This window comes from Streptomyces sp. T12 (assembly GCF_028736035.1).
GTDB lineage: Bacteria > Actinomycetota > Actinomycetes > Streptomycetales > Streptomycetaceae > Streptomyces.
Genome location: NZ_CP117866.1, coordinates 7849035 through 7872109, shown reverse-complemented (window position 1 = coordinate 7872109; position 23075 = coordinate 7849035). Strand labels below are relative to the sequence as shown.

23 protein-coding genes and 1 pseudogene are annotated in these 23075 nt (G+C 66.8%); 12 read left to right on the top strand and 12 right to left on the bottom strand.

Annotated elements, in window-relative coordinates:
* The first annotated feature begins 667 nt into the window (after positions 1 to 667).
* Both PBV52_RS35475 and PBV52_RS35470 read left to right on the top strand, forming a co-directional pair.
* Positions 668 to 2860: an SUKH-4 family immunity protein gene (locus PBV52_RS35475; RefSeq protein WP_274244013.1), complete on the top strand. Its 2193-nt coding sequence runs from the start codon at positions 668 to 670 to the stop codon at positions 2858 to 2860.
* Between the two features lie 560 nt (positions 2861 to 3420).
* Positions 3421 to 4443 carry an LD-carboxypeptidase gene (locus PBV52_RS35470; protein ID WP_274244011.1) on the top strand — a complete coding sequence of 341 codons (1023 nt, stop codon included), beginning with the start codon at positions 3421 to 3423 and terminating at the stop codon, positions 4441 to 4443.
* A gap of 211 nt (positions 4444 to 4654) precedes the next feature.
* Here PBV52_RS35470 and PBV52_RS35465 read toward each other — a convergent pair whose 3' ends face one another.
* From PBV52_RS35465 to PBV52_RS35450, 4 genes and pseudogenes are all read right to left on the bottom strand, one after another.
* Entirely contained in the window at positions 4655 to 5131 is a 477-nt protein-coding gene (locus tag PBV52_RS35465) for a hypothetical protein (protein WP_274244009.1), read from the bottom strand.
* A gap of 13 nt (positions 5132 to 5144) precedes the next feature.
* Positions 5145 to 5501, bottom strand: a pseudogene (locus PBV52_RS35460) (ATP-binding protein); the annotation flags it as partial.
* A gap of 130 nt (positions 5502 to 5631) precedes the next feature.
* Positions 5632 to 6957, bottom strand: a complete 1326-nt coding sequence (locus PBV52_RS35455) for an SUKH-4 family immunity protein (protein ID WP_274244007.1) — start codon at positions 6955 to 6957, stop codon at positions 5632 to 5634.
* Between the two features lie 70 nt (positions 6958 to 7027).
* Positions 7028 to 7510, bottom strand: a complete 483-nt coding sequence (locus tag PBV52_RS35450) for a hypothetical protein (protein ID WP_274244005.1) — start codon at positions 7508 to 7510, stop codon at positions 7028 to 7030.
* Positions 7511 to 8262: 752 nt separating this feature from the next.
* On the opposite strand from PBV52_RS35450, the gene PBV52_RS35445 reads away from it, so the two are divergent.
* Complete coding sequence (locus PBV52_RS35445) at positions 8263 to 8781, top strand: hypothetical protein (protein WP_274244003.1); 519 nt, start codon at positions 8263 to 8265, stop codon at positions 8779 to 8781.
* A gap of 96 nt (positions 8782 to 8877) precedes the next feature.
* On the opposite strand, the gene PBV52_RS35440 is transcribed toward PBV52_RS35445, so the two are convergent.
* On the bottom strand, positions 8878 to 9270 hold the full coding sequence (locus tag PBV52_RS35440) for a hypothetical protein (RefSeq protein WP_274244000.1): 393 nt from the start codon (positions 9268 to 9270) through the stop codon (positions 8878 to 8880).
* A gap of 74 nt (positions 9271 to 9344) precedes the next feature.
* On the opposite strand from PBV52_RS35440, the gene PBV52_RS35435 reads away from it, so the two are divergent.
* From PBV52_RS35435 to PBV52_RS35415, 5 genes are all read left to right on the top strand, one after another.
* The gene (locus tag PBV52_RS35435; protein WP_274243998.1) at positions 9345 to 10007 is read left to right on the top strand and encodes a hypothetical protein; all 663 of its coding nucleotides are present in this window, start codon (positions 9345 to 9347) and stop codon (positions 10005 to 10007) included.
* Positions 10008 to 10194: 187 nt separating this feature from the next.
* A complete protein-coding gene (locus tag PBV52_RS35430) occupies positions 10195 to 10509 on the top strand; it encodes a type VII secretion target (RefSeq protein WP_274243996.1) in 315 nt (104 codons plus the stop codon).
* Positions 10510 to 10621: 112 nt separating this feature from the next.
* On the top strand, positions 10622 to 11284 hold the full coding sequence (locus PBV52_RS35425; RefSeq protein WP_274243995.1) for a WXG100 family type VII secretion target: 663 nt from the start codon (positions 10622 to 10624) through the stop codon (positions 11282 to 11284).
* 72 nt (positions 11285 to 11356) lie between these two features.
* Entirely contained in the window at positions 11357 to 11758 is a 402-nt protein-coding gene (locus tag PBV52_RS35420) for a hypothetical protein (protein ID WP_274243994.1), read from the top strand.
* Between the two features lie 107 nt (positions 11759 to 11865).
* The gene (locus PBV52_RS35415; RefSeq protein ID WP_274243992.1) at positions 11866 to 12171 is read left to right on the top strand and encodes a hypothetical protein; all 306 of its coding nucleotides are present in this window, start codon (positions 11866 to 11868) and stop codon (positions 12169 to 12171) included.
* A 343-nt stretch (positions 12172 to 12514) separates the two neighbouring features.
* Here the strand turns inward: PBV52_RS35415 and PBV52_RS35410 are convergent, their stop codons facing one another.
* From PBV52_RS35410 to PBV52_RS35395, 4 genes are read right to left on the bottom strand one after another with little or no spacing between them, the layout of a single operon-like run.
* Complete coding sequence (locus tag PBV52_RS35410; protein WP_274243990.1) at positions 12515 to 13009, bottom strand: hypothetical protein; 495 nt, start codon at positions 13007 to 13009, stop codon at positions 12515 to 12517.
* 24 nt (positions 13010 to 13033) lie between these two features.
* Positions 13034 to 13471: a hypothetical protein gene (locus tag PBV52_RS35405; protein WP_274243988.1), complete on the bottom strand. Its 438-nt coding sequence runs from the start codon at positions 13469 to 13471 to the stop codon at positions 13034 to 13036.
* Between the two features lie 58 nt (positions 13472 to 13529).
* A complete protein-coding gene (locus PBV52_RS35400) occupies positions 13530 to 14690 on the bottom strand; it encodes a PE-PGRS family protein (protein ID WP_274243987.1) in 1161 nt (386 codons plus the stop codon).
* Positions 14691 to 14710: 20 nt separating this feature from the next.
* Positions 14711 to 15037 (bottom strand): hypothetical protein, encoded by a 327-nt coding sequence (locus PBV52_RS35395; protein ID WP_274243986.1) that lies wholly within the window; start codon positions 15035 to 15037, stop codon positions 14711 to 14713.
* 208 nt (positions 15038 to 15245) lie between these two features.
* Between PBV52_RS35395 and PBV52_RS35390 the strand changes: the two genes are divergently transcribed.
* On the top strand, positions 15246 to 15749 hold the full coding sequence (locus PBV52_RS35390) for a hypothetical protein (RefSeq protein ID WP_274243985.1): 504 nt from the start codon (positions 15246 to 15248) through the stop codon (positions 15747 to 15749).
* Positions 15750 to 15780: 31 nt separating this feature from the next.
* Entirely contained in the window at positions 15781 to 16365 is a 585-nt protein-coding gene (locus tag PBV52_RS35385) for a hypothetical protein (protein WP_274243984.1), read from the top strand.
* A gap of 125 nt (positions 16366 to 16490) precedes the next feature.
* On the opposite strand, the gene PBV52_RS35380 is transcribed toward PBV52_RS35385, so the two are convergent.
* Both PBV52_RS35380 and PBV52_RS35375 read right to left on the bottom strand, forming a co-directional pair.
* The gene (locus PBV52_RS35380; protein ID WP_274243982.1) at positions 16491 to 18140 is read right to left on the bottom strand and encodes a PQQ-binding-like beta-propeller repeat protein; all 1650 of its coding nucleotides are present in this window, start codon (positions 18138 to 18140) and stop codon (positions 16491 to 16493) included.
* Positions 18140 to 19627 carry a hypothetical protein gene (locus PBV52_RS35375; RefSeq protein WP_274243980.1) on the bottom strand — a complete coding sequence of 496 codons (1488 nt, stop codon included), beginning with the start codon at positions 19625 to 19627 and terminating at the stop codon, positions 18140 to 18142. The genes PBV52_RS35380 and PBV52_RS35375 overlap by 1 nt, the downstream gene beginning before the upstream one ends.
* Positions 19628 to 20641: 1014 nt before the next feature.
* Between PBV52_RS35375 and PBV52_RS35370 the strand changes: the two genes are divergently transcribed.
* Both PBV52_RS35370 and PBV52_RS35365 read left to right on the top strand, forming a co-directional pair.
* Positions 20642 to 21262 carry a hypothetical protein gene (locus PBV52_RS35370; protein ID WP_274243978.1) on the top strand — a complete coding sequence of 207 codons (621 nt, stop codon included), beginning with the start codon at positions 20642 to 20644 and terminating at the stop codon, positions 21260 to 21262.
* Positions 21259 to 21810, top strand: coding sequence for a hypothetical protein (locus PBV52_RS35365; RefSeq protein WP_274243976.1), 552 nt, complete (start codon positions 21259 to 21261; stop codon positions 21808 to 21810). The genes PBV52_RS35370 and PBV52_RS35365 overlap by 4 nt, the downstream gene beginning before the upstream one ends.
* A 24-nt stretch (positions 21811 to 21834) precedes the next feature.
* Here the strand turns inward: PBV52_RS35365 and PBV52_RS35360 are convergent, their stop codons facing one another.
* Positions 21835 to 23070 carry an IS701 family transposase gene (locus PBV52_RS35360; protein WP_274249791.1) on the bottom strand — a complete coding sequence of 412 codons (1236 nt, stop codon included), beginning with the start codon at positions 23068 to 23070 and terminating at the stop codon, positions 21835 to 21837.
* Between the last annotated feature and the right edge of the window lie 5 nt (positions 23071 to 23075).

The window sequence follows — 23075 nt, the reverse complement described above, 5'->3', positions numbered from 1 at the left end:
CGAGCGCGCTGTCAGTGACTGGCTGGTCGAGCCTGGGCAACGTGGATCGGTACTGCCCTTGCTGGGAGCCGCCGGGGTGTGTACGTCGCGCTGCGTCGCAGCGAATTCCCCACCCGGTACGAGGAACGGGACGCTCGTCGCGGCCTCGCGGCCTGGGCACAGCAGATCGACCAGTTGGCAGGATCTTCCGAGCCTTGGAGGGCCGCATTCGACGCAGAGTTGGATGTCCCGGCATCGTTGTGAAGCGGAAGCCCGCCACATGGCGCCGGCGCCCACCGTGAGCAGCAGGCGCTGAATCGGCCCGAGCCGCGCAAGGCCCGCCTGCTCGGCCGGTCGCCAGCAGTTCTTCCGTTCGACGCTCGACAACAGCCCAGGTAAGCACGGACCGCGGCTCCGACGCTCAACCCGCCTGAACCTGCTCGCGGTCCGGGCCATGACCTGGTCGAACATCGCCTGCCAGCGGGCAGGGTCTGCGCTTTGGCCTGCGGCCACCGCAGGCCCTTCAGGAGTCCACACAACCCCCGGTGATCACGCGGTGGCCGTACTCGTTCCAGCCGGAGCTGTACAAGATCGAGAACGTAGGCTGGAGTACTGGCCCGTCCCCGTGTGAACACACCGAAAGTCAGCAGATTCAGCGATGGCCCCTCCGACACCCCCTCCTTCGCCCATGCCACCCGAACAAGCCCTGGCCGAGCTCCTGGAGTGGTCGGACAGCGGGACCCAGCGAGTGGCCGAGCTGACCGGCCCTCCTGGGTCCGGACGGACAGAGATACTGCTGCGGCTGAGTGAGGCCCGCAGCGAGGCGGTGCTCGTGGATGCCACCGGGCTGACCTGCGAGGACCTCATCGACCGGGTCGTGACGGCTGCTGGGTTCACCGCTCTGCCGGAGAAGCGGGCGGACTGGGGATTCGAGCTTGAGGACTCCCCGCTCGGTGGCGGGCTGGTCATCATTGTCAATGCCCATCGTGCGGGCCGTACTCGGCGCTCCACGGAGCCCGAGCGCATGGTGCACCGCTTCACCGCCGAACTGGCCGTTGGCGGCGGTCTCAAGGTCGTGATCGAACGGGACCTGCCGGATGTCCGGTTGGCACACGATCACTTGGTCGTGGCACTGCAACCGAGCAGTTCCGAGGGAGCTGCGGGGCACCTGTCCGACAGCACGGACACCGAAGCGTTGCGTGCACTCGCACTGGCCGAGGTCCGTCGTGCTCCCTTGCCTGTGTGGACCGCCCTCGCCCAGGCGCTGGGGTCCCATGTGGGCCGGTCTCTGGATGTCGCCACAACGCTGGAGGCTTCTGGCGAGCTGCTGGAGGTGGAGGGCGACGGCTGGGTCCGCTTCCGTGACGAGCGGCACGCCGAAACGCTGCGTCGGACCACCGATGCCGAGATCGTACGAGCCGTGAATGTGGAGCTGGTCGCATGGCTGCGCGATCAGCCCGCGGCAGGGACGACCGGCCAGTACCTGACACAAGGGCTGGCGATGCACGCCGTGCAGGCCGGCGAGTTCGACTCCGTTCAGCGCTCCGGCAGGCTCGTTGCCCGTATCGATCAAGTCGCCCTGATCGACGCGGCCCACGCCGACGACTCGTATGTCGTGAACGGTGCGTCCCCGGCCGGGGACGCGGTCAACTTGTGGATGTGCGGCGTCGATTCCCTGTCCCAGGGTGAATGGGCCTCGTGGCTGCACCTGATGAGTACGGTGCGTGGCGATACGGAGACCGCCGCCCAGATCGCCTCGTCCGGCCGGCCGCTGCCGTGGCAGGTGCGCTGGGCCCATTGGCGGCCGCCGGGTGCCCTGAACGCCGCGTACGTTCGGCCCGGTCCACTGGGAGACCCGGTCATCGCCCCTGAGGACTATCTCCCTGGCCGGCACGCCGTTTCCGCTCCGGGGGAATGGGACGAGCGATACCGAGTCTGGGACGCCGAAACCGGCGAGGAGCTGGCCGGCCCCTGGCCGGAGGCGATGCCCGCACCAGGGCGGCGCGAGCCGCTCTGGCTCACCGACTTGGAACGCAACGTCACACCCGACTGGGACGATCTGACCGTGTTCGACACCCTGGAACCCCCCTTCGTGTCGGATCAGGTGAGGGTCGGCGACCTCCTGGTCGTGACGGGGCTCGGCGGCATTTTCGCGGTCGAGCTCCACGACCCCGCCGTAAGTCCGCGCATCAGCAAGGTGCACGGGGAGCCGCTCTTCGACGACTCCGGATTCCTCCCCGCGCTGCACCGCGGGACAGCACGGCGCCGAGGCTCGTACGACCCCGACCTCTTCGAACCGGGCGTCGTACGTCGCCTGCCCACCGGCCTGCTGCCCGAGGGGGTGACGGACGCCGAGGCACGCCGCGTTCTCACAGACGTCGGACTGCCCGCCTTCGAAGGCGCCGCAATCCGGCTCGAGGCTCTGGACGAAGTGGGTCTGGACGAAGTGGGTCTGTCCCCGCTCGCCCCTGGCGACCTGTCGGCAGACGCCGTCCCAGGCGCGTACTACAAGATCGGTACGTGGGGTGCCGGCGACCTGGTCCTGCACGGCGGAACGGGGCAGGTCGTCCTGTTCGGTGCGGACGACTGGAGCAGCGCAGAAGACGACTTCGACGCCTACTTCGACGACGAGCCCGACGATGGCGGAGGGCCCGACGACGGCGGAGAGCAGGAAACCGGCGCCGTGTTGATCGCCGGCGGCCTGGCCGCGTTCATCGACCTGCTCCAGCACTACCTTGCGGCCCGGTGCATGCTGGCCGCGGCGGGGAGCCGTACCGAGCGCGTCGCGATCAGAGACGATCTGGAGGACACGCTGCCCGACCTCGACGACGCAGACACAGACGCCACTTTCTGGACTGCTGCACTGCGAACCACCGACTGACCATAGGCGGCCACACTTGCTGTGCTGCGTTCCTTGGCCGCGTGGCGCATGGCGTGGCCAGCCGCCGATGGTCGTCATACCTGATATCGACCGAGCCGGGACACTCCGGGGTCTCGGCGAACTGGCCCGAGTCGTGAGGGACGTGCTCAGGCCGCTGACCGCGGTCGATGCCGTTCGGCTTCTCGCCGAAGTGCCGCCGTCAGCTCGTCGCCGATCTGACCGCGGGGCTCCCGAGAGACGTAGTGCAGGTCATCGATCTGAACGAGCCTGAATGGGCCGGTCCCAGCGTGGTTGTACGGCATGCGGAACCAGCCTTGAACCCCCGGTTCGGCGCCCCTGAGCTGTCCTTCACCGACGATCCCGCGAGCGCCTCGAACCGGCCGAGGCGATCGGCCGCCGGGCCGGGGGCAGCCATCTGATGGCTAGGGCGGTGCTATTTGGCTCCACCCGAGGCGACTCCAACTGGCCCCGGAGGGCGGCTTGTTCTGGGCCCAGGGGCTTCGTGGATGGACGCCGGTAAATGTGTCGCGTGTTACTGAGGGTGTCGGGATACTGCCTCGGTGACTCTTACTGCGCTGCCTCAACTGCTTCGACCTCGTGCCCTGAGGCCCGGAGATCTCGTCGTTATCGCATCGCTGTCTGGGCCGCTCCATGCCGCTTACGAGCCCGACCTCAAGCAGGCGGTGGTCGTGCTCGAGCGGATGGGATTCCGTGTGCGTCGGGCACCGCTCCTCGATGCAGGGCGGCACCGTTGGTGGAGCGCGGCCCGGCCGGCGGAGATCGCCGAAGAGCTCAACGCTCTTCTGCGGGACCCCGAAGTGCGCGCGATCATCGCGCATGACGGCGGCCAGACGGCGCTCGGCTACCTCGACCTGATCGACTTCGAGGCGATCACTGCCGACCCCAAGCCGATCCTCGGCTTCAGCGACATCTCGCTGTTGCATCTGGTGTTCTACGCGCGCACGGGTCTGGTCGGCTTCCATACCGACCTGGCCACCCCTGGACTCGGCGGACACTGGCAGCGCGCGCCCGCAGCACGCCAAGCGGAACTTGAGAAGCTCTACTCGACGCTGCTGACCGGTACGGTGCCGATCGGCGCGCTGCCGGCCACCCCGACGTGGGAGTGCTGGCGTGCCGGTCGCACCGAAGGCCGCCTGATCGGCGGAGTGATCAACCGCATCGTGCTGGCCCAGGCGACGCCCTACGCGCTGCCGCTCGAACGGTTCGACGGCGCGGTGCTGTTCTGGGAGGAGGCTGGCGGCCAGGCCGCGTATGTGTGGAGCTATCTGCAGGTACTGCGGCACGCCGGCATCCTCGATCGGATCTCCGGCATGGTCGTAGGCATCCCGGACGGGATCGACGGACTCGACTCGCCCGACGCGTCCCCGACCCTGCGCGAGATCGTCCTCGATGTCCTCGGCGACCGTGACATCCCGGTCCTGGGCAACGTCGAGTTCGGACACGCCGGCCCGAATCTGCCGATGCCGGTCGGTATCCGCGTCGCCCTCGACGCGCAGCAGCGGACGCTGTCGCTGCTCGAACCGGCAGTACGCCCGCTCACGGGGAGCGGAGCGGGCGGCTGAGCGATGCGGATCAGTGAACCGACAGCCTCGGCAGCACGCGCCACGATGTGAGTCACGGCGCTGATTGTGTCGGCGGGAAGCGGCAGCGCGTGCTGGTGAGTTCCGGGAACGCTTGATCGCCAAGCGGCTGTTGGGTCGGATCGGGTGGTGGTTCTCGCTCGCGGATGCTGGGAGATCCGGCCGGGGGAACCGGGGCGCCGGAGCGGAGTACTCAGGAGGGCCGCGCCTTGAAAATACGATTGCTCTGCCACGCTCCCCCCGGCTCGACGGCGACTTCATCAACAGGCTGGTCGTCAGCGGTCACGTCTGGGCTCTTGGTGAACCTGCCGACGAGGCGGCGCGGCAGGTGGAGCTGTGCAACCGCAATCTGTGCACGCTGGCGAACAACTTCTCCGACGCCGGCTTCACGCCCGTGATCGACTGAGTGATCCCCGACCACAGGCAGCTGGACTTCTTCGTCTCGCTCCTTCCGGCTCGGCATGTCCTGTTTGTCGCCCTCGCACCGGGTATCGAGGCGTGCCGGTACCGCGACACCCTCCGTGATCCGCGAGAACGGTTCGACTTCGATGGCTATGAAGATCTCGATGCAGACATGAAACGCGAGCTCGGCGACGCCGGCTGGTGGTTCGACACCGCGGCCCTGACTCCCGAGGAGACCGCTGACCGCATCATCCGGGAAGCGCGCCATCGCGCTCTGTGGTGAACGCTTCGTTGGAGGCGATCGCGATGCTGTTCTTCTCCTCCCTCTCTGTCAGAACCTGGAAGAGCATCTCCGCGCCGCGGCGGTCGAGTTCGAGATAGCCCAGCTCATCGATCTCCAAAAGGTCGACGCGTCCGTAGCGGGCGATGGTTTTGCCCAGCTGCTTGTCGTCGGCCGCCTCGACGAGTTCGTTCACGAGGGCGGCCGCGGTGGTGTAGCGAACCCGGTAGCCGGCCATGGCGGCCGCGGTGCCCAGGGCGATCAGCAGGTGGGACTTGCCGGTGTCGGAGTCCCCGATCAGACACAGCGGGTAGCCCTTGGCGATCCAGTCGCAAGTGGCGAGGTTGTGGATGACGGCCGGCACCGCGTGATGCTGCCCTCAGCCGACCACATCCGGGCATCGGCCGCGCGCGGGCCTCCACCAGACGGAGGACCGATGCCGTGGCGACCCGCGAGCAGCAACCCGGCGAACCTTCCCGGTCACGGCACTAGAAGCCGTCCACGCCCAGTTCCGTGATGCCTGCGTAGAGCCAGCTCCACACCACGCCGCTGGACGTCTCCGGATCGAACAGGCCCGGAGCCAGCTCCGCCACCTCATCCAGGAACACCTGCGCCACCACCTCCTGGTCCCCCTCCACCGGATAGGGATGCCAGCAGGCGTTGCTGTAGCGGTACACGGCCTCAAGGATGCGAGTGAAGACATCGAGGTCTGGCGCGAGTGGTACGAGCGTCCCGTCCGTCGGGCCGTCCAGCCGGCTCCAGATGTGTACGGACCCGTCGTGGCGGTGCAGATACAGCTCGCCGTAGTCGCACGTGCCGAAGGCGATCAGGTCCGCGGCGGCCATACCGCCGGGCAGGCCGTCCTCGGCCAGGTCGCCGTCGGCCGGGGGTCGCATGGCGTCGGCCGGATGGGCCTCGTACTCGGCCCCGTGGCACACCCACCACTTGGGCAGGCCGATGTCCCTCAAGTGCCGTCTGCTCCCGGGGTGTTCCAGCCCCGCGGGCAGGGCACTCTCGGCTGTGCGAACCACATGCCGCTCCCCGAAGGCGTCGTCAACCCGGGCCGCGGTCAGCGGACCGGACGGCCGCCGCTGCGCCGGTTCTGCGTCGAGCGGCGGGTCCTCGGACGACGTGGGGTCGATCCCGTCGCCGCGCGGCCAGTCCCGCAGCACCTCGGCGTCCGTCTCGAGCACCGCTATGCCGTGGGTGTCCTGGACGAGATAGCGGGTCCTGCCGCCCTCGGCCGCGAAGGCGACGGCTCCTTCCCAGCTCTCCGGGGCAGTCAGGTCCCAGTCGGACAGCTCCGGGGCATCCCACACCCCCGGCGGCAAGGGCGCTTCTGCCAGCGGTCCTTCATCCCGGACCACCCTCACCCTCCGCCCCGTCTCCGCATCGAGCCAGAGCGGGCCGCGGTGGTCGACCACCTCGATGAGCTCCCGCCCCTCGTACAAGCGGCGGTGGACCTGGTAGTAGTCGCCGTTCAGGCTCGGGTGGGCCATGAACCAGTTGGCCGGCCGCCACCACGCCCACACCGTTCGCCACGGCATCCCCGGTTCGGCCTTCGCGAGCCGCTCGGCGTACTCCTCGTGACCGGTCGCCTTCGCGGCGAAGTGCAGCCAGGAGCCGAACTCGGCTGCCGACACTTCCGCGCCGCCGAAGATCGCTTCAGCCTGGACAAAGACCTCTCGCCCCACGCTCTCCGCGCCGTTCGCGGCGGCGGCGAGGTGGTCACGCAACGCCTCGCGGTCAGCGGTCAACAGCCGCGCGGGGTCGGCCAGTACGTCGGCCAGTAGGTCGTCCAGCTCCTCACTCATACGGCCATCCTGGCACCCACCACTGACAACAGCCCCCGCAGCGCCTGCTGGTGCGCCCTTGCCGGGGCCGCTACATGAGCACGGCGTTCACCAGGGCACAGAGACCACAGCCCAGCAGCCCGCCGAAAAGCAGAATGAGGCCGGTGATGAACGTCCCGCGCCGCATGGTGCGGCCCTCGCGGCGGAAGGCGGCGCTCAGCGGGAACGTCGCCACTCCGAACATGGCGGCAGCGACGCACCAGACCTTGACAGCCTCGACGTAGAACGACGCGAAGGTGCCGCGGCGGAAATGCCCCGTGTCGTATCCCACCACCTGGAACTTCTCGCCCTTGCCGGAGTCCCCACCGGGCTCGAAGTCCGCCACGTCGGAGCGGAGCTTGCCATCGTCGGAGCGGAAGGTGCCGGAGCACTCCACGTCGTCCCCGATGACGTCCATGCCGCAACGCTCGACGGTGATCACCCCTTGCGTGCCACCGGACACCTTCCTGGGGCCTTCCTCGTAGCCCACCCCGACGAGAATCAGGCCGAAGAGCAGGATGAAAATGCCCAGCACTCCGGACCCTATACGGCCGCCAACGCCCCGTTCCGCGGCAGCGAAGCCGATGCGGGGCGCTCCCGTTCCGGCCTTCCGCAGGTTCCGCCCGCCGCTCGCGTCCGTCTTCAATGCTGTCCCGTTCCCCTACGTGATGCTCCGTGCCCCGACTTGACTCAGGAGATCTTGGCGAGGCCGGTTCGTGCAGGTCAAGCTGGGTGGAGCGGTATTGCGGACACCTCGCACGCAATCGTGTCGGTGTTCACGGCATACCTCCGACACCTGTACACATCCACCACGTTCCCAGGCCCCCCGAGGCCGCCCGGTCCGCCGATCTATGGGGCTGTCCGCGCTTTATCACTTCCTCACTTCTTCACTTCCTCATTCCTCACTTGCGCATCGAGGCATCCTCAGCTCCGCCCTTCACGCAGCCCGCTCCGGCTCCGACGGCCCCCTCCTGATCTCACTGATAACTTGCTGCTCTTATCAGTTCACTCCGTGGGAAACCAATGAGCCAGCCGCCGTTCCAACCGCCACCGCCGCCTCCGCAGCCACCTCAGTCACCCCAGCCGCCCCAGGACGCCTACAACCCGTACAACCAGCCCGCCCCACCACCGCAGCAGCAACAACAACCGGGGTTCGGTCCGCCTCCCTCTCCCGGGCAACCCCCGATGCAGGCCGGGCCGCCGCCCCCGCCCGGCCAGCCTCCGATGTACCCCGGAACGGCGCCGGTCCCGGGGCAACACCCGATGCACGCCGGACCGATGCATCCGATGCACCCCGCACCCGGGTTCCAGCCGCCCCACTTCGGGCAGCGTCCGAACGCAAGCGGTCACCCGGTGGGCGCGGTCTGGCTGGCCTTCTTCGTCTCGGTCGTCGTCTCGCTGATCTACACCGGTGTCATCTTCGCCACGTACAAGGACGTCACGCTCGTCACGGCCAACACCCTTTACTTGACCCACGCGCTGGTCAACGGAGCGATTGTCGGCGCGTTGGTCGGCTCGGTCGGGCACGACCACAATGGCGCCCGGATCGGTGGAACCGTCGTCGCCACACTCGGAGCCTTCTTCGGCTACACCAACGCCTGGCCGCTCATCGTCGCCGACATGCAGTCGCCCGGTGCCGTCTGGGACCTGCTGAGGTTCGACGCCTTCCTCCCGGCCAGGGCCTGGTGGAACGACGAAACCGGCGGCGGAGTCGACTGGTTCTCCCCGCTCGGCCTCGTGGTCGCCGCGGCCGCGGCTTGGGGCGTCGCCTACCTCATCGGCAAGAAGAAGCGCCGTCAGGCGTGAATTCTCATCAGGCGCCGGCCCGGGCCACTCCCTGGTGCCCGGTCGGTAGCCTGGCCCCTCCTGGCCCCTCCTGGCTCAAGCCCAAGTCTGCCTGCCTCAACGGAAAGCGGGGCTGTCCCCGAGACCCGCCAACACCCCCGCGATACAGGTCACCATCATCGCCCAGCGGGTGTGACCGATCCGGGCGAGCACAAACCCCCAACCACCGAGGGCCACCCCCATGGCATACGTGGCGACCCAGACCCCCAGCGCATCGCCCTGCCCGAGGCGTACGCCGATCAGGACCAGGCAGACGACGGCGACCAACCCGGCCAACGCCGCGTACATCCCCCGGGCCTGCCGCGCATCGCGTCGCCGCCCCTCCGCGAGCCCCGGGCGACCCTGAGCCTCGAACTGTGCCCTCAGCTCGTCCGTGCTCACTCCTGAGGACAGTGGTTGCTCACCCAGCCTGTCCGGCCTCTTCTCGGCCTCACCGCCATGTGTTGCCATGGCAGCGGAGCTTAGCGGTCAACGCCCAACCCAACGGGCGGGGCGTCGCGAAGACGTTCCGTACACTCCGCGCCATGTCGTTTTCCAGCGGACTCTCCCCCTCCCCCGCCGCCACTGTCGTGCGCACCGGCGGGCGAGCCTCGCGGCGGATGATCCCCCTTGGCATCGTACTCACGGCCATCAGCGCCTTCCTCCTGTTCGGCGGCATCGCGATAACCGCCGGGCTCGGCGGCGGCGGGCCGGACCCCAAGGGAATCGGGGGAATCGTCATGGGGCTGTTCATGGGCTTCATCAGCGTCGGCAGCCTGATCGCCGCCTGGTCGAGTCGGCACTCCAGCGTGAGCGTCGACCACACGGGACTGTGGGTCAGCAACGGCAAGGCGCAGAACGTCATCCCCTGGCAGAGCCTCGCCGGAGTGGGGCTGCACTGGAGCAAGATGGGCACGGGCAAGAGCAAGGTGAAGGTGTACTCCATCGAACTCTGCCCCAACGCTCCCATCGACCGCGACGACCCCGTCCTGTGGCCCCTGGTCCGCGACGAGGAGCCGCTGCACCCCACCCTCCCGCGGCTGCGCTACCGCCTCCCTGTCCCGGTGGGCTCCCGGAAGGCTCTGGTCACGGCGATCCAGCAACAGGTCCCCCAGCTGTGGCTCGGTGAGACCGAGCGCGAGGCCGGCTACATGGGCGTTCCGGATCACAAGGGGCATCGGGAGCGTGCACGCGGATCCTCGCGTTAGAGGGCCTGGCCCTTCATGAAGGATCCCCTTTCAACCCGCCAAGAATGGATCAAGGTTCAGGCACTGACGGCAATCCAAACCCCGGTCATAGTCAACAGGGCAGCACAGGATGCGCTGCCGACATCCATCCATGTGGCTTGCGGTAGCGTGTCGGAACGGCTGTGACTGAACGGACAAAGGTGAACAGATGGGGTTCAAGGTCCAGGCTGACGATCTGGAAGGCTATGCGACTCAAGTAGGCAGAGCCGCCGCTGACATTCAGCAGGCAAGGAAATACGCACAGGGCAATACCGACGTAGGCGTCTCCGACCAAGGACTGATCGAATTGATCATCGGCGCCCACCGGTCGGTGGTCGAAGAGGTCAACTCCGCCATGACACGGGCGGAGTCGGTGCTGCGCGCCGCAGAGACGGAAATGAGGAAGAGCGCCAACTACTACAGGACGACCGACGAATCCACCGCTCGGTCCATGGACGCCACCTTCCCGCCCAGCAAGCGCTGACTCCGCCAGCTCCCCGAGAGGCCCCTGCATGTCCGGGTTTGCAGACGCATCCGAGCCCACGAGCCACCTGACCGCCCCCAAGAAGCCCGAGGAGTTCTCACAGGGACTCCTGTTGGACGTCTTCAACGACGCGAGCGACCTCGTCAGCCCGTCGTACTGGATCACGGAGGCGTACAACGCGGTCTTCGGGTTCAACCCCCTGGACGAAGTCATCCAGTGGTTCGCCGGCGACTGGGAGTCCTTCGCCGAGTGCGCTTCGGTATGGCAGAACATCGGCAAGGCATGCGAAGGCGTGGCACAGAACCTGAAGTCGGGGAACTCCTCTCTCGATTCGGCATGGGACGGCAACGCCGCGGATGCGGCCTATAACTACTTTGACGAGCTGGCAAAGAAACTTACCGGCTGCCGCGAGACCTTCGATTCCCTGCATTCAACGTACGAGCGCCTGGCCCACGCCGCCTATTCGACGGCGGAAGCCATCAAGAGCGTCATCGGTGGCATCATCGACGGCCTGATCATCGTGGGTATTGAAATGGCCGCAGGTACCGCGCTGTCCTGGACAGGGGTGGGGGCCGTCGTTGGGTATGGACTGGCCGCCCTTGAGATCGCGCGCCTGATCAAGATGTGGGGCGACGCGACCAAGATGTTTGCGCAGGCGCAGACCATCGTCAACGGCGGAGTCGGAGTCCTGGAGCAGCTGGGAGCCGAGATCTACGGGCACTTCCAGAACTTCCCGTCGGTGAGCGGAAATTACGACAACCCCGCGGTCGCCTGACGCTATCGCCCGATCGCTCGGCAATTGCCGCCAGTGCTCAGCAATTGCCATTAGTAAGGAGAGATCCACACCATGGCTGAAGAGCGCCAGATCGGCGACGCAGACCTGATGGACATCGCACGGGACGAGGCACGGGCCCGCGCTCTGCGGAAGTCGCTGCAGCGCCTCGCCGACAGCCCGTCCGCGGGCGGTGCACTCCAGGAGATGGCCCGCGAGGTCCTCTCCGGGCGGGTCGGCCTCCGCGAGGCCGTGCGCGTGGGCGCGTACTCCGACGCCCTCGGCGAGCGCATCGCACAGGCTCGCCAGGAGTACGAGCAGCAGTCTCCGGAAGAGCGTGAACAGCAGCGCGCCGAGGCCGAACGCTACCTCGAAGCCCAGCGCGCCGAGATCGAACAGGAACGCCAGGAGACAGCGGAGCGCTCGGGGACGGCGCAGGGCCGGGCTCGCCACAGTGGCCACGGCTGGAAGCTCTGACGCTAACAGGTATCGGGTAACGGGCAGCCGCATACTGCGGGGGCCGGCGGATGAGTGAGCTTCCCGGCCCGCCACGCCGATCCAGGCGATCGCGTAGCCTGCCGCACATGCTGATGAACGACATGGGTGACGGCAGCCGCGAGCGACTGACATCTCGTACCTGGTGGAACGCGGCAATGTTCGCCGGCATCCTCAGCGCGATGGTGGCCCTGGGCGGCGTCGCGGCGACAGTCATGCCAGGCTTCGACGTCGCCATGCGCGTGGTGAGCGGAGCGCTGGCCCTCGTCGGCGCCGTAGGAGTATGGGCGGCCGTGCGCGGTTATCGCAGCCGCAGCGGCAAGCTGCTGGCGCTCGCCCTGACGTGTGCTCTGGGGAGCAGCGCGGCATTGGTGGTACTCCGCAGCGTGGCCTGAATCGGAGCGCGCCCCGAGCGTCACCGAGCGATGTGAGCCGATCGCGTTACGAGCTCTCGAGGTACGCCAGTGCAACCATCACCGGCAGGGAGACGAAGGCGAGCCCGAACGCCGTAGCCGACATACGCGTACGGATTTCCCTTTTGGCGCGGATCCCCAGATGAGCGGCGATCAGTGGGAGAACGCAACCAGCGAGAAAGCTGAAGTGCCAGCCGACATCCTCGACGAGGAAGACCGTGAGGCCCCAACAGGCTGGGACCGACCCGACGCTCAAGTAACACGAACGTGTGAGGAAGCGCTCGAGATCGTCGACCCCGCCGAGGAAACCCAAGATCCTTACCGCCTACTCCGTATTTCGCCCGGTGGTCATAACGACCGGTGCCCACCTGGGGACCCGGTCCACCACCGAGAATCCGTCGTCGGAGGCGGAGATGGCCAGGTCGAGCGCGCTCAGTGCCATCGCAAACTTGTCGAACGTCTTGGCCGCCTCGGCCCACATCTCCATGAGCCGGATGGCCTGTGCCGCGACCAGCGCGAACATGGCCACCGACGCATCCTGCCCACCGACGGGGCTCGCGTTGACGGCCTGGACGGCGAGCAGGTTTACCAGCCAGATGACGAGCAGATCGGCGTGGACCGACCGGCGTGAACCTATCAAGGCGCGTGCGAACGCATCAACGCACAGCCGGTCCGGGATCCTCGTAGGTTGTTTCAACCCAAAGGCGGCTGCCGCTTGTTGTGTACGGCGCGCAAGGGCGATAGTCGTCGGTACGGCATCGGGGGACCGGCCGCGATGCTGAGCCTGCGCCGCGCCGCGCCGCGCCGGCCATGAGGTCACGCTCGTCGAGCAGACGCCGCGGGTTCACCGAGGTCGGCGGGAATCCAGCTCGCACCCAACGCCTCGCACACCCCTCCGAACCTCAGCGCTGACCGGCCCGCCCGCCCCGTGCACCGGCGCATCCCGCTCGGCACGCTCTCGGTCCAGGTCCGCCTGCTGCCGAGCGTCCCATTCCGCGAACTGGACCTTGGACTGCTGACGATCCGCGTACGTCTGGTCCTCGGCCGCCCGGCGCATCTCGTGCATCCGCTGGAATACGGCCTCGGTGTAGCGCGGGTCCTGGAAGGCGTCCTTGATGTCGACGCTCCCGCTCAGCACGGCACGCGCCATCTCGCGCAGGTCCGGGCCGAGCGACGTCGCGCCGGCGATGGTGCGCAGGGAGCGGCGCATCCTCAGGGCCTGCTCGGGGTCCTGGGCGATCCCCATGAGTTCCTCGTCCTGGATCTCCCGGTCCGCGGTCATGGGTGCGGCACGTCCTTCCCGTTGGTGGTTGGCGGGGACAGCTGAAGCAGCGGCGGCGTCATCCGAACTCGCTTCGGGCCCAGTCGTCCGCGCCCCCCGAGGAACCGGAGGAGCCGGAGGAACCGGAGCTCACCGCGGAGGCAGTGGCCGCCGGCCTGTTGGACGCCTGCGTGGTGCCCGAGGAGCCCGAAGAGCCGGAACCCGACCCGGAGCCGGTGTCCGCAGCCCCGTCGGACGCCTGCATGCTCTGCGCACCGTGTCCGGACAGCGCGTCGACACCATGCTGTACCCGGTCCCCGGCCGCCCCGGTGACCCGCTCCGTCGCGGCGTCCACGGCGTTGTTCACGTGCGTGGTCGGGTCCACGTAGTCGGCGAAGGTCGATCCCTCGCCCCCGGTGACCTCGTTCTTCAGGCCGTCCACGTAGTCACCGGCCGCCGTCTTGGCGATGTCCGCCGTCTCACCGAGGTCGACGCCGGACCGCGCGTCGAAGTAGGTCTCGATGCTCTGCTGGCCGATGTTCTGCGCCATTCCGACGGCGGCCTCGGTGGCCTTCTCCTTGGCGGCGTCGACGACCTTCTCCTGGACGAACTGCTTACCCTGCTCCTTGAGCTGGTCCTTGGCGAACTGCTTGACCTTCTCCTTGGTGACCTTCTCGAGCTGCTCCTTGGCCATCTTCTTGACGGCGTCCATGGTGGCGTGCTCCATGGCCTTGGTGACCGCCTCCATGACCTCCCGCTTGAGCCTGTCCAGCAGCTCACGGACGATCAGCCGCGTGGCCTGTGTCGCACCCAGCGCGCCGACCTCGGACAGTCCGAAGGTGAAGGGAGCCGCCGCCTGCGCCGCGATGATCTCGATGGCCAGGGCGACGAGTTGCACGATCACGGCCACCTTCGCGGTGAGCACCGCCACCGCGGCCGCGTCGAACGCGAAGGCAATCACTTCGCACGCCATCTTGGCGTCCGGCAGGTATCTGTCCTCGCCGTTCGCGCCGGTATAAGCGCCCCAGTCCTTGCTGAACCCGTCAACAGCCATACCGAAGTTGTGGGAGACAACCGTGCGGGCGAGGCCTTCCCCGTGCTGTTGGATCTCTTCGAGTTCCTCACCGAAGGCCCGCCAGGTCTCTGCGACCTTGTGCAGTGCTTCTTCGTCGACCTCGGGCCAGGTGTATCCGAGGAGGTCCAGCACCCAGACAAGTTCGCCGGGCAGTGTGAGCGACATGCCAATAGCCCCGTATTTGATTAGAGTTCGCCGGAAATTCCGTTCAGCAGGCCGCTGTTCGACGCTTCCGATGCGTCGTAGTTACGCGCCATGTCCTGCAGGTTGTACCCGATCTTCTGCAGCCGATCCGCGAGACTTCCCATCGATGTGAAGATTCCGTCGCGAATCGGCGTGTAGACCTGGCCGAAGATCTCCCCGAAATCCGCATCCGCCCATGGCTCACCAAGCTCTTCGAGGCTGTCCTTGAACCGTTTGGACGCGGTTGAGAAATCACCCCCGAGGTCGACGAACTTCCCGCCCTGCCTGCGGAGTACGCCCGTGTCCACGTCAAAGGTTTCGAACTCCATTGCGCTCCCCCGAACTCCCCTGGCTGCACTTCATATTGAACGACAGACGGATACCTTAGACTCCTCGCGCACAGCACTGCCAAGCCCGCCAGTCAAGAGATCGTCAAGTCGAGCAAGGGGACGACAAAAAGTGGTGACAGTACAGTCGCGTCACGGCAACACAGGGAGCCTGTGGGCGGGAAGACTCCTCGGCCTGGGGCTGCTTCTGTTGGCCGCAGTCGTCGCCGTGGTGACCATTCCGGAACTGCGCAGTGAACTCGCCGGAGAGGGCACCGACGGAACCCTCACCGTTTCTTCATGCGAGACGCACACGAAGACCCACTACGGCACGCACAGACGTTCCACAGAACTGAAGTTCAGTTGCACCGGAAACTGGAGCGCACAAGAAGGCGAGGCCACCTACCAAGACGTGCTGGTGGAAACGTCATCGCGTTTCGAAAGCGGGGCGAAAATCCCCGTGGTTCAGGTGAACGACACCTTCGAACAACCGCAGGACCGCGACCCCGGCGACGACGCCGCGATTCTCGCGTTCTGCCTCTCGTTGCTGGCCTTCGGCATCTACTGCCTCCTCACCGGATTCGGCACCCGCAACGGCCCCGGTTTCACGGCCTCTTGGCAGAGCCTGCCGGCCCGAACCGTCACCGGCCCCGTCCTGGGTGGCCTCTGCGCCCTGGGCGTCCTGGCAGCCCTCGTCTGCGCCCTCGTCCTGTGACAGCCACATCCCCATTCCTGAGGAACCCTCAATGACACAAGTACACGGGAACGCCGCGCCGAACGCCGCCGAACCGGGAGACCGAGCAGGCCTCGGCCGCCTCATCGGCGCAGGCCTGATCCTCGTAGGCGTGGTCCTCCTGGCCCTCGGCGCCTACCTCGGCCCGTACACCTACGCCACCTCCACACCGGGCAAGCTCACCGTCGAGACCTGCACCGTCGACTACAAGTACCGCTCTAGCACGTCGAGCAGCTCGCGCAAGAAGACCAAGACCAGATGGTGCTACGGCACCTTCACCGCCAACGACGGCTCCGTGAAGGACCTCAACGCCGAGCTCAAGAGCGACGCCCTGCACCAGCGCGGCTACGTCATCGAGGCCCTCAAGACCGGCGACACGTCCTACAAGCTGGACCGCGGCTGGGTCGGCGCGATCGCCACCGGCTGCGCGTGGTTCTTCAGCGCCCTGTTCCCCCTCACGATCGGCTACTTCGGCATCGTTACCGGGTTCTCGTCGAGGCGGGCACCCAGCCAGGGCCTGTTCCGCACCTGCTTGGTGCTGGTCGGGGTGGGGGTGATCGGGTTGATCATCAGCCTGTTGGTGGGGTACTTCGCTTGACCTTTCGCGTGACCTTCGCATGACCTTCGCATGACGAAGGCGCCGGCGTTGATCTCGAATGCACTCGGCGGCGAGGCAGACCATCGTGGTCTGCCTCGCCGCCGAGTTGGTGTTGCTGTTGACGCCTATGAAGCGGTCGTGGGCAATGCCGCAAGGGAGAAGGAATCCCCGCCCAGGCCGGCGCCGACAGAGGTGACGTAGAGGACGCCCTTGTGCCAGAACGGCCACGCTCCGGTGCCTGTGTTCGTGTCCACCTCTTCCGGATACTCGACGAGTGTCGTCATCGCACCGTCCTTGGAGTCGAACTCCACCAGCTTCGGCTTCTCGGTGGCCTCCGTGACGTACGCCAACAGACGCTTGCCACCGGTTTCCCGGAGCGGGATGTACTCCATCTTGGGCGACGCCTTTGACCGCCACAGCTCCTTGCCGCTGTCAAGGTCATAGGCAACCATCGACCTGGGACTGCCGGCGCCCCCGTCCGGGTCATAGCCGCCCATGAGGAAGATGTTTCCGAAACCTGCGGCCTGACGCATCGGACTTCCGTTGTCTTCTGCACCACGAATGTATTTCTCCGGGTGCCCTTGGAACTCGCCGCCGCGCTTTTCGCCGGTCTTCTCATCGAGCGCATATACGCCGGCTTCATCGCCACTGATGACGAGAGGAGACGTGGAAACGGCGTGCCCTGCCGCTCCGTCGGCAAATCGCTTGGTCCACTCAGCCTTGCCGCTGCCGGGGTCGATCAGCGACACCTCGTCCCAGTCCTTGTCGCTGGAATCGTCTCCTTCGGTGCACGAGCGCACCCGGATCAGGTTCTTGCCACCGGTGTACGTACCCGCTGAGCAGCCACGTCCGTAATACAGGTCCTGTGTGTCCCAGACCTTGCTGCCGTCCTCCAGCCGCATCGGATCCCAGGCCTCGGCGCCGTCGGCCACGTTCAGCGCTACATACTCCGTATCCGTAGCGATCACCACCGCCTCACTGGAACGAGCCACCGACAGCCCATCACCCATGCCGAACTCGTCCTTCACCTTGAAGGCCCGCTTCCAAAGCACCTTGCCGGAGTTGAGGTCGAATGCGGCAACGTGGTCGCACTTACCCTTTGCCCCGGCCGTGGCCGAGGCGCCATAGGCAACGATGCCGACTCCGCCGTCAGAATCAGAAGGAGCCAAGCACGCCTGGTTGCCCGCGCCCGGCAGCGCTGTGGCCCAAAGCTGCTTACCGGTGTCGAGCGCGTACGCCTTCACGCCCCCGGACAGAGTCTGAACAACCGCCTTGTCAGTGAACCAAGTTCCGTCCACCTCCTGCTCGCTCAGGGACCACCCAGCGTCCGTCGGGACGCTGTACAGCGGCTTGGTGGCAGCGTTGGCCATCAGGTACCACGCGCCCCCGCCTGCCCCACCGAGCACGACAAGTGCGACAACGAGCAGCACGATCAGCCCGCTCTTCTTCTTCCTCGGCCGCGCACCCGGAACAGGCGCCCCGGGGAACTGCTGCGGATGCCCTGGCTGGCCGTAGCCCGGCTGGGGAGCCATCGGATACTGCGGGGGCGCCGACTGCTGGGGGTAGCCGTAACCGGGCTGCCCGGGCGGTGCCGCGGGCGGCTGCTGCGGATGGCCGTACGCCTGCTGCGGATAGCCGCATCCCTGCGGCGGTAGCTGGCCCTGCTGGGGTGGCATCGGAGGCTGCTGGGGTGGCACGGGAGGCTGCTGCGGCGGAGGGGGCTGCTGCCCGTAGGGACCGGAACCGCTGCCCGGCAAAGGTCCGTTGGTGCTCATCAGATGTTGCTCCTGACGTACTGAGCCCAGGCGGTCTCGAATTCACTCTCGTTCATGCCAACTGCCTTCTGCAGCTGCTGATCGAGGTTCGTGGGCTTCCTGTAGTGGTCTACGACGAACCCGAACAGCGCTTCCTCGCCGCCCTTCTCCGCGATGAAGCGGATGGCCAGATAACTGAGCGAGTAGTTCGCACCAACCGAGTTGTATTCCGCCTCGAAGTCCTGGCCGGGCAATCCGCCATCGAACTCCTCGCCCGCCAGGTCAGCACGCACCCCGGCGTCGCCCATGGCACGGTCGAACCGGTAGGAAACGTACTCTGCAAATCCCTCGACGACCCACGCCCGAATGCTCGTCTCCTCATCGGAGCCGTATGCGCCAGGGTCCTGGGGCTGGACAAGTGCGTGCGCGATCTCATGCCGGGAGATGTCTCCGACACCCCTTTGCCACCAGGACGCGGTGAATCGACTCGTCGAGGTGTCCATCTTGATACGCGCGCCACCGTATTCGAGCGCATCCTTGTCGCCGCCACCGTAACCAGCGTTGAAGGCGGGCATAGGCACACTCTGTCCAGCGTCCCACCCCACGTCTTGACCGTTGTTGTTGTACAGCTTCGTGTATGTCTTGCGGTCCGGCTCAAGTACGACGAAGAAGCCCTTGGGGGTGTTGGGAACCGACGATGCATTCGATGTCCACAGCTCAAGGTCGTTCTTGGCGCTTTCCTCGACGATGGGTGCGAAACGGCTGGCGTCGGCGGCGTTCTTCTTGGCCGAGATCGTGATGGTGTGCGCCTGGCGCTTGACGTACATGTCGTCGTACAGGTCCCAAGGGGCCGGATAGTAGACCGCGTTGGCCAATGCGCTGGCGCCCGGCGATCCCCCCACCTCACTGATACGCGGCTCGGCCGACTCGGACTCCTTTTCGACCGTCCATCGATACCACTCGGAGACTGGTCGGACATCAACGCCCTTGACCTGATGGACAAAGGCAACATCCAGCGCGAGCTTCACATCGGATCCCCACTCGTCCGAGCCGTCGCCCGTCTGCTGGAGCACCGTGTACTTGCTCTCCGCGAAGGGGATCTTCCGCAGGTTCTTGAAGATCTCGCGCTGCTTGTCCTTCGCCGCGCCGACGAAGGGCTCCAGGAACTCGTCTTCGTCCCCGCTCTTCAAGGCATTCGTACGGCCGTTGAGCAACGTCTCGATCTCATCCGAGCTCAAGATCTGCTGCTTCTCATCGCCACCACCCTGGGCGCCGGGCAGCGAACCTCCACCGGCAGCCTGGTACAGAGCAAACCCGCCGACCGCGAAGACGGCCACCACAGCCAAGACCAGCAGACCTATGACGACGCCCTTCAGCCCCTTCCCGTCGCCGGAGTTGCCAGGCGACGGTGGGGGTGGCGGCGGTGGCTGATACCAGCCTTGCTGCTGGACCGGTGCCCCGTACGGGCCGGCATTCCCCGGCCCTCCTGGTGGCGTCGAATAGGACATGACAACCTCTCACGCGGACATTCTGATGAGGGGCACGATGCGTCCGGCCACACGTGGCAGAGGACGGGTGACTCACCCAGGCCCTCAATGGGCGATGCGTGCAGGCTCTTTGAGCGGCACTCGCACTGCCCGACTCACCCTCCCCTTAAGTCACACAACACCCTATGACCTTTGCTTACGCAGCCCTTACCGGCTGCCATGGGGCTCCCGTGCAGAAACTGTGATCAAAGGTTGCGGAGGGCACTGTGCGGTTCCGCGAGCGTGGGAGTCGACATCCGATGGGATCTCGCTGAATGGTCAGGGCTCGCAGGTCATCGAGTGGCCCGAGCACAGCCAGTCGCCGTCCGGTGGGTTGTCGAGATCGTCGATGGATTGAACCAGCCCCCAAGCTACATAGAGAACAAAGGCGGCACACACCCACCAAAGCGCCCACAGCACTACCTTCTTACCGGAGGGACGCCGCACGCGCGAGGGACGACTGTGTGCGTGCTCCGCCTCCGGCACCGATCCGTCCGATGTGCCCGCCGCCGGCGCGCGCCCTGTATGCCGACCGACGTACCGGGGACTCAAGACGAAGTCCTGATCGTGTCCGAACTGCCCACGACATCGAAGTCACGTGCCAGGCCAACGGAGTTGAGGTGAGCGAGGTCGGCCTGCTCAAGTTCCATTTCCGAGGTCACCCCGAGCCAATGGAGTAGGACACTCTTGGATCTACGGAATCACGCATTGCATCCTCCATACACATCCGCGCTGTTGATCGCAGCCATGACAACCATCCTGGCAGGAGGCTTACCGGTCACGGGACTTGGACTGCAGGGGCGCGGGAGTTGCGAACATGGCGCCGAGGTCCGCTGTGAGCGGTACGGGACGCCTGGTCAGTACAGATATGGTGCCAATGAGCCTGGATGATCAATTGGCTCGCGTGGGCACGATGTATCCAAAGCTGAGCGGGGAGAATCCGGCTAGCGCAACGACTTCGGACAGGAACGGAAGCACCTCATGGACAGTCCACCCGTGGCACCCGACGTTGCGCAGGTGCTCAAGCACAACCGCACCCTGCTGTATCGGCACATAGCCGCGCGCCTCGCGCTCGCAGCGGCCCTCTTCGCCGTGCCGTTCGTGGCGCACCTGGTCGGGTACGACGCCGCCCTGCCGGCGTTCGGGATCCCGGCCGCCATGTTCGTGCTGATCTTCCTGGCGCTCCGCCTGCGTCACGGCTCGCGGCTCAAGGCGTGCGAGAAGGTGCTGCGCACCTACCCCCTGGAGTACCGCACCCGGGTGTCCAAGAAGGGCTCTGAATGGAAGTACCTCGGCGATGTGCACACCGTCCGGCTCTCTGTACGCGGACAGCACGGCGCCCCTTCGCTGCGTGCGGTCAACGCCTCGACCGTGCGCCGCTGGCCGAAGGAGGCCGAAGAGGGCGGCGCCTGGTTCGCCGGTGACCCGGCCTTCGGCGGCGTCATGATCGTGCCAGTGAGCAACAACATGCTCTTCGTGCAGCCCGCGGACTGGCAGAAGTACGAGCAGGAGCGCGCCGCGGCCGACCGGCAGCGCCGCGCCCTTGCCGAACAGGCTGGCATCTCCGGGCTGTTGGAAAAGGAGCCGAACATCATGCTGGGCGGGGTAGCCGGATGAAGCGCGTGTTCAGCTGGGTGTGCGGCATCCTCCTCGCCCTCGTCACCACCTTCTGGTGCGTCACCGCGACCGCCGACCTCGCCCTGTCCGCCGGCATCTACGGCACCCCGGGCACATACAAGGTGGAGCGCTGCTACGACACCAACTACAGCCGGAAGAATTCCAATTACGACTGCCACGGGGACTTCACACCGGATGGCGGGACCGCTGACGACGCCTTCTACATGCCTCTCGAGGACACCGGGCGCGACTACCCGGACGGCACCAAGTTCGACGCGCGCCAGGGCATCGAGCCGGAGACGATCCAACGGGTCGGGTTCTGGGGCGTCGTGGGCGAGCTCTGGCAGGTCTCGATCTGCGTGGTCGTCCTCGCGGCCCTCGCGTACCAGGCGATCAAGCCGCGCGGGGCGGACCGACGCCGCGAGGACCACCGCCGGGAGCCATCACGACGCCAGAAGGTGGCCGACCGAGTGGGCTACGCCGTCGTCGTCGCCATCCCCGTCGGCATCCTGAGCTGGATCGCGATGGCCGCGGAGCCCGCCTCCTAGTACTCCAGCCGCAGATCGCGATCTTCATGCTTGAGCGGCTTGTCGTCGGTAGTGGCTGGTCTGGGATCGGGCCTGGTGGCGGCGTCGCCAGACGGACCAGCCAAGCCGGTGGACAGGGTCAAAGACGCGTTGGATGACGAGCGTGATGAACAGTCGTTGGATCTCGTTGCAGGTGAGCGGTATCAGCTCGTCGGGTGAGGGATGACGGTCGTGTTCGTTCGCGCGGACGACGGCGAGGAAGGCGTGCGCAAGCATGGCCAGGGTGACCCAGCGGGACCAGGACGAGTAGCGCCGGACCTGGTGCTCGTCCAAGGCCGCCAAGCCTTTGCCGGACTGGAAAAACTCCTCGACCCGCCACCTTGATCCAGCGACGCGCACCAGGGTGGTCAGCGGCACTGCGGCCGGCGAGTAGCAGCGGTAGTACGCGAGTTCGCCGGTGCTGCGGTTGCGGCGGATCAGCAACTGCTGGCTCCCGGGCCGGGGGTCGGTGAGGTCGATGACGGCCCAGTCGTAGAAGTGGTGGCCCTTGGCTCCGACCCCTGCGGACAGCTTCTGCCAGGCCCTCTTGGGCACCTTCCTGGCCAGCGTGTCCGCGCGGAACTTCCCGGCGCCTGTGGTGACTTCGTGCGAGCAGGCCACCGCTAGGACGTAGCCGGTGCCGCGTTCCTCCAGCGCGGCGCGCAGCCTCGGGTTGCCGCCGTAGACCTCGTCTCCCGCGACCCAGGCGGCCCGGTGGCCGGCGTCCAGGAATCGGGTGACCATGCGGGCGGCCAGCTCTGGCTTGGTCGCGAACTCCGTCTTGTCACCGAGTCCGGCGGCCCGGCGGCGGTCGGGGTCGGAGGTCCAGGAACGCGGAACATAGAGTTCCCGGTCGATCGCCGCGTGCCCTCGCGGGGTCGAGTAGGCGAGGTAAACGGCTACCTGGCTGTTCTCGACGCGTCCGGCGGTGCCGGTGTACTGGCGCTGGACACCGACAGTGTCGGTGCCTTTCTTCACGTCGCCGGTCTCGTCGACCACCAGCACCGCCTCGTCGTCGTGCAGATGCTCCACCACGTAGTCACCCACGTCGTCGCGGACCTGGTCGGCGTCCCACTTGGCCCGCCCGAGCAGGTGCTGCATGCCGTCCGGGGTCCTGTCCCCGGCCCACTCGGCGATGGTCCAGCAGTTCTTGCGCGGCAGGTCCGACAGCAGGCCGAGTACCAACTTCCGGGCTCGGCGCCGGGATTCGACCCGCGTGAACCGTCCCGCTATCCGGCTCATCAGGC

Coding starts and splice junctions, on each gene's coding strand:
- PBV52_RS35475 (WP_274244013.1), top strand. CDS start 668: ATGCCACCCGAACAAGCCCTGGCCGAGCTCCTGGAGTGGTCGGACAGC.
- PBV52_RS35465 (WP_274244009.1), bottom strand. CDS start 5,131: ATGGCGCGCTTCCCGGATGATGCGGTCAGCGGTCTCCTCGGGAGTCAG.
- PBV52_RS35455 (WP_274244007.1), bottom strand. CDS start 6,957: ATGAGTGAGGAGCTGGACGACCTACTGGCCGACGTACTGGCCGACCCC.
- PBV52_RS35445 (WP_274244003.1), top strand. CDS start 8,263: ATGCACCCCGCACCCGGGTTCCAGCCGCCCCACTTCGGGCAGCGTCCG.
- PBV52_RS35440 (WP_274244000.1), bottom strand. CDS start 9,270: ATGGCAACACATGGCGGTGAGGCCGAGAAGAGGCCGGACAGGCTGGGT.
- PBV52_RS35435 (WP_274243998.1), top strand. CDS start 9,345: ATGTCGTTTTCCAGCGGACTCTCCCCCTCCCCCGCCGCCACTGTCGTG.
- PBV52_RS35430 (WP_274243996.1), top strand. CDS start 10,195: ATGGGGTTCAAGGTCCAGGCTGACGATCTGGAAGGCTATGCGACTCAA.
- PBV52_RS35420 (WP_274243994.1), top strand. CDS start 11,357: ATGGCTGAAGAGCGCCAGATCGGCGACGCAGACCTGATGGACATCGCA.
- PBV52_RS35415 (WP_274243992.1), top strand. CDS start 11,866: ATGCTGATGAACGACATGGGTGACGGCAGCCGCGAGCGACTGACATCT.
- PBV52_RS35405 (WP_274243988.1), bottom strand. CDS start 13,471: ATGACCGCGGACCGGGAGATCCAGGACGAGGAACTCATGGGGATCGCC.
- PBV52_RS35400 (WP_274243987.1), bottom strand. CDS start 14,690: ATGTCGCTCACACTGCCCGGCGAACTTGTCTGGGTGCTGGACCTCCTC.
- PBV52_RS35395 (WP_274243986.1), bottom strand. CDS start 15,037: ATGGAGTTCGAAACCTTTGACGTGGACACGGGCGTACTCCGCAGGCAG.
- PBV52_RS35385 (WP_274243984.1), top strand. CDS start 15,781: ATGACACAAGTACACGGGAACGCCGCGCCGAACGCCGCCGAACCGGGA.
- PBV52_RS35380 (WP_274243982.1), bottom strand. CDS start 18,140: ATGAGCACCAACGGACCTTTGCCGGGCAGCGGTTCCGGTCCCTACGGG.
- PBV52_RS35375 (WP_274243980.1), bottom strand. CDS start 19,627: ATGTCCTATTCGACGCCACCAGGAGGGCCGGGGAATGCCGGCCCGTAC.
- PBV52_RS35365 (WP_274243976.1), top strand. CDS start 21,259: ATGAAGCGCGTGTTCAGCTGGGTGTGCGGCATCCTCCTCGCCCTCGTC.
- PBV52_RS35360 (WP_274249791.1), bottom strand. CDS start 23,070: ATGAGCCGGATAGCGGGACGGTTCACGCGGGTCGAATCCCGGCGCCGA.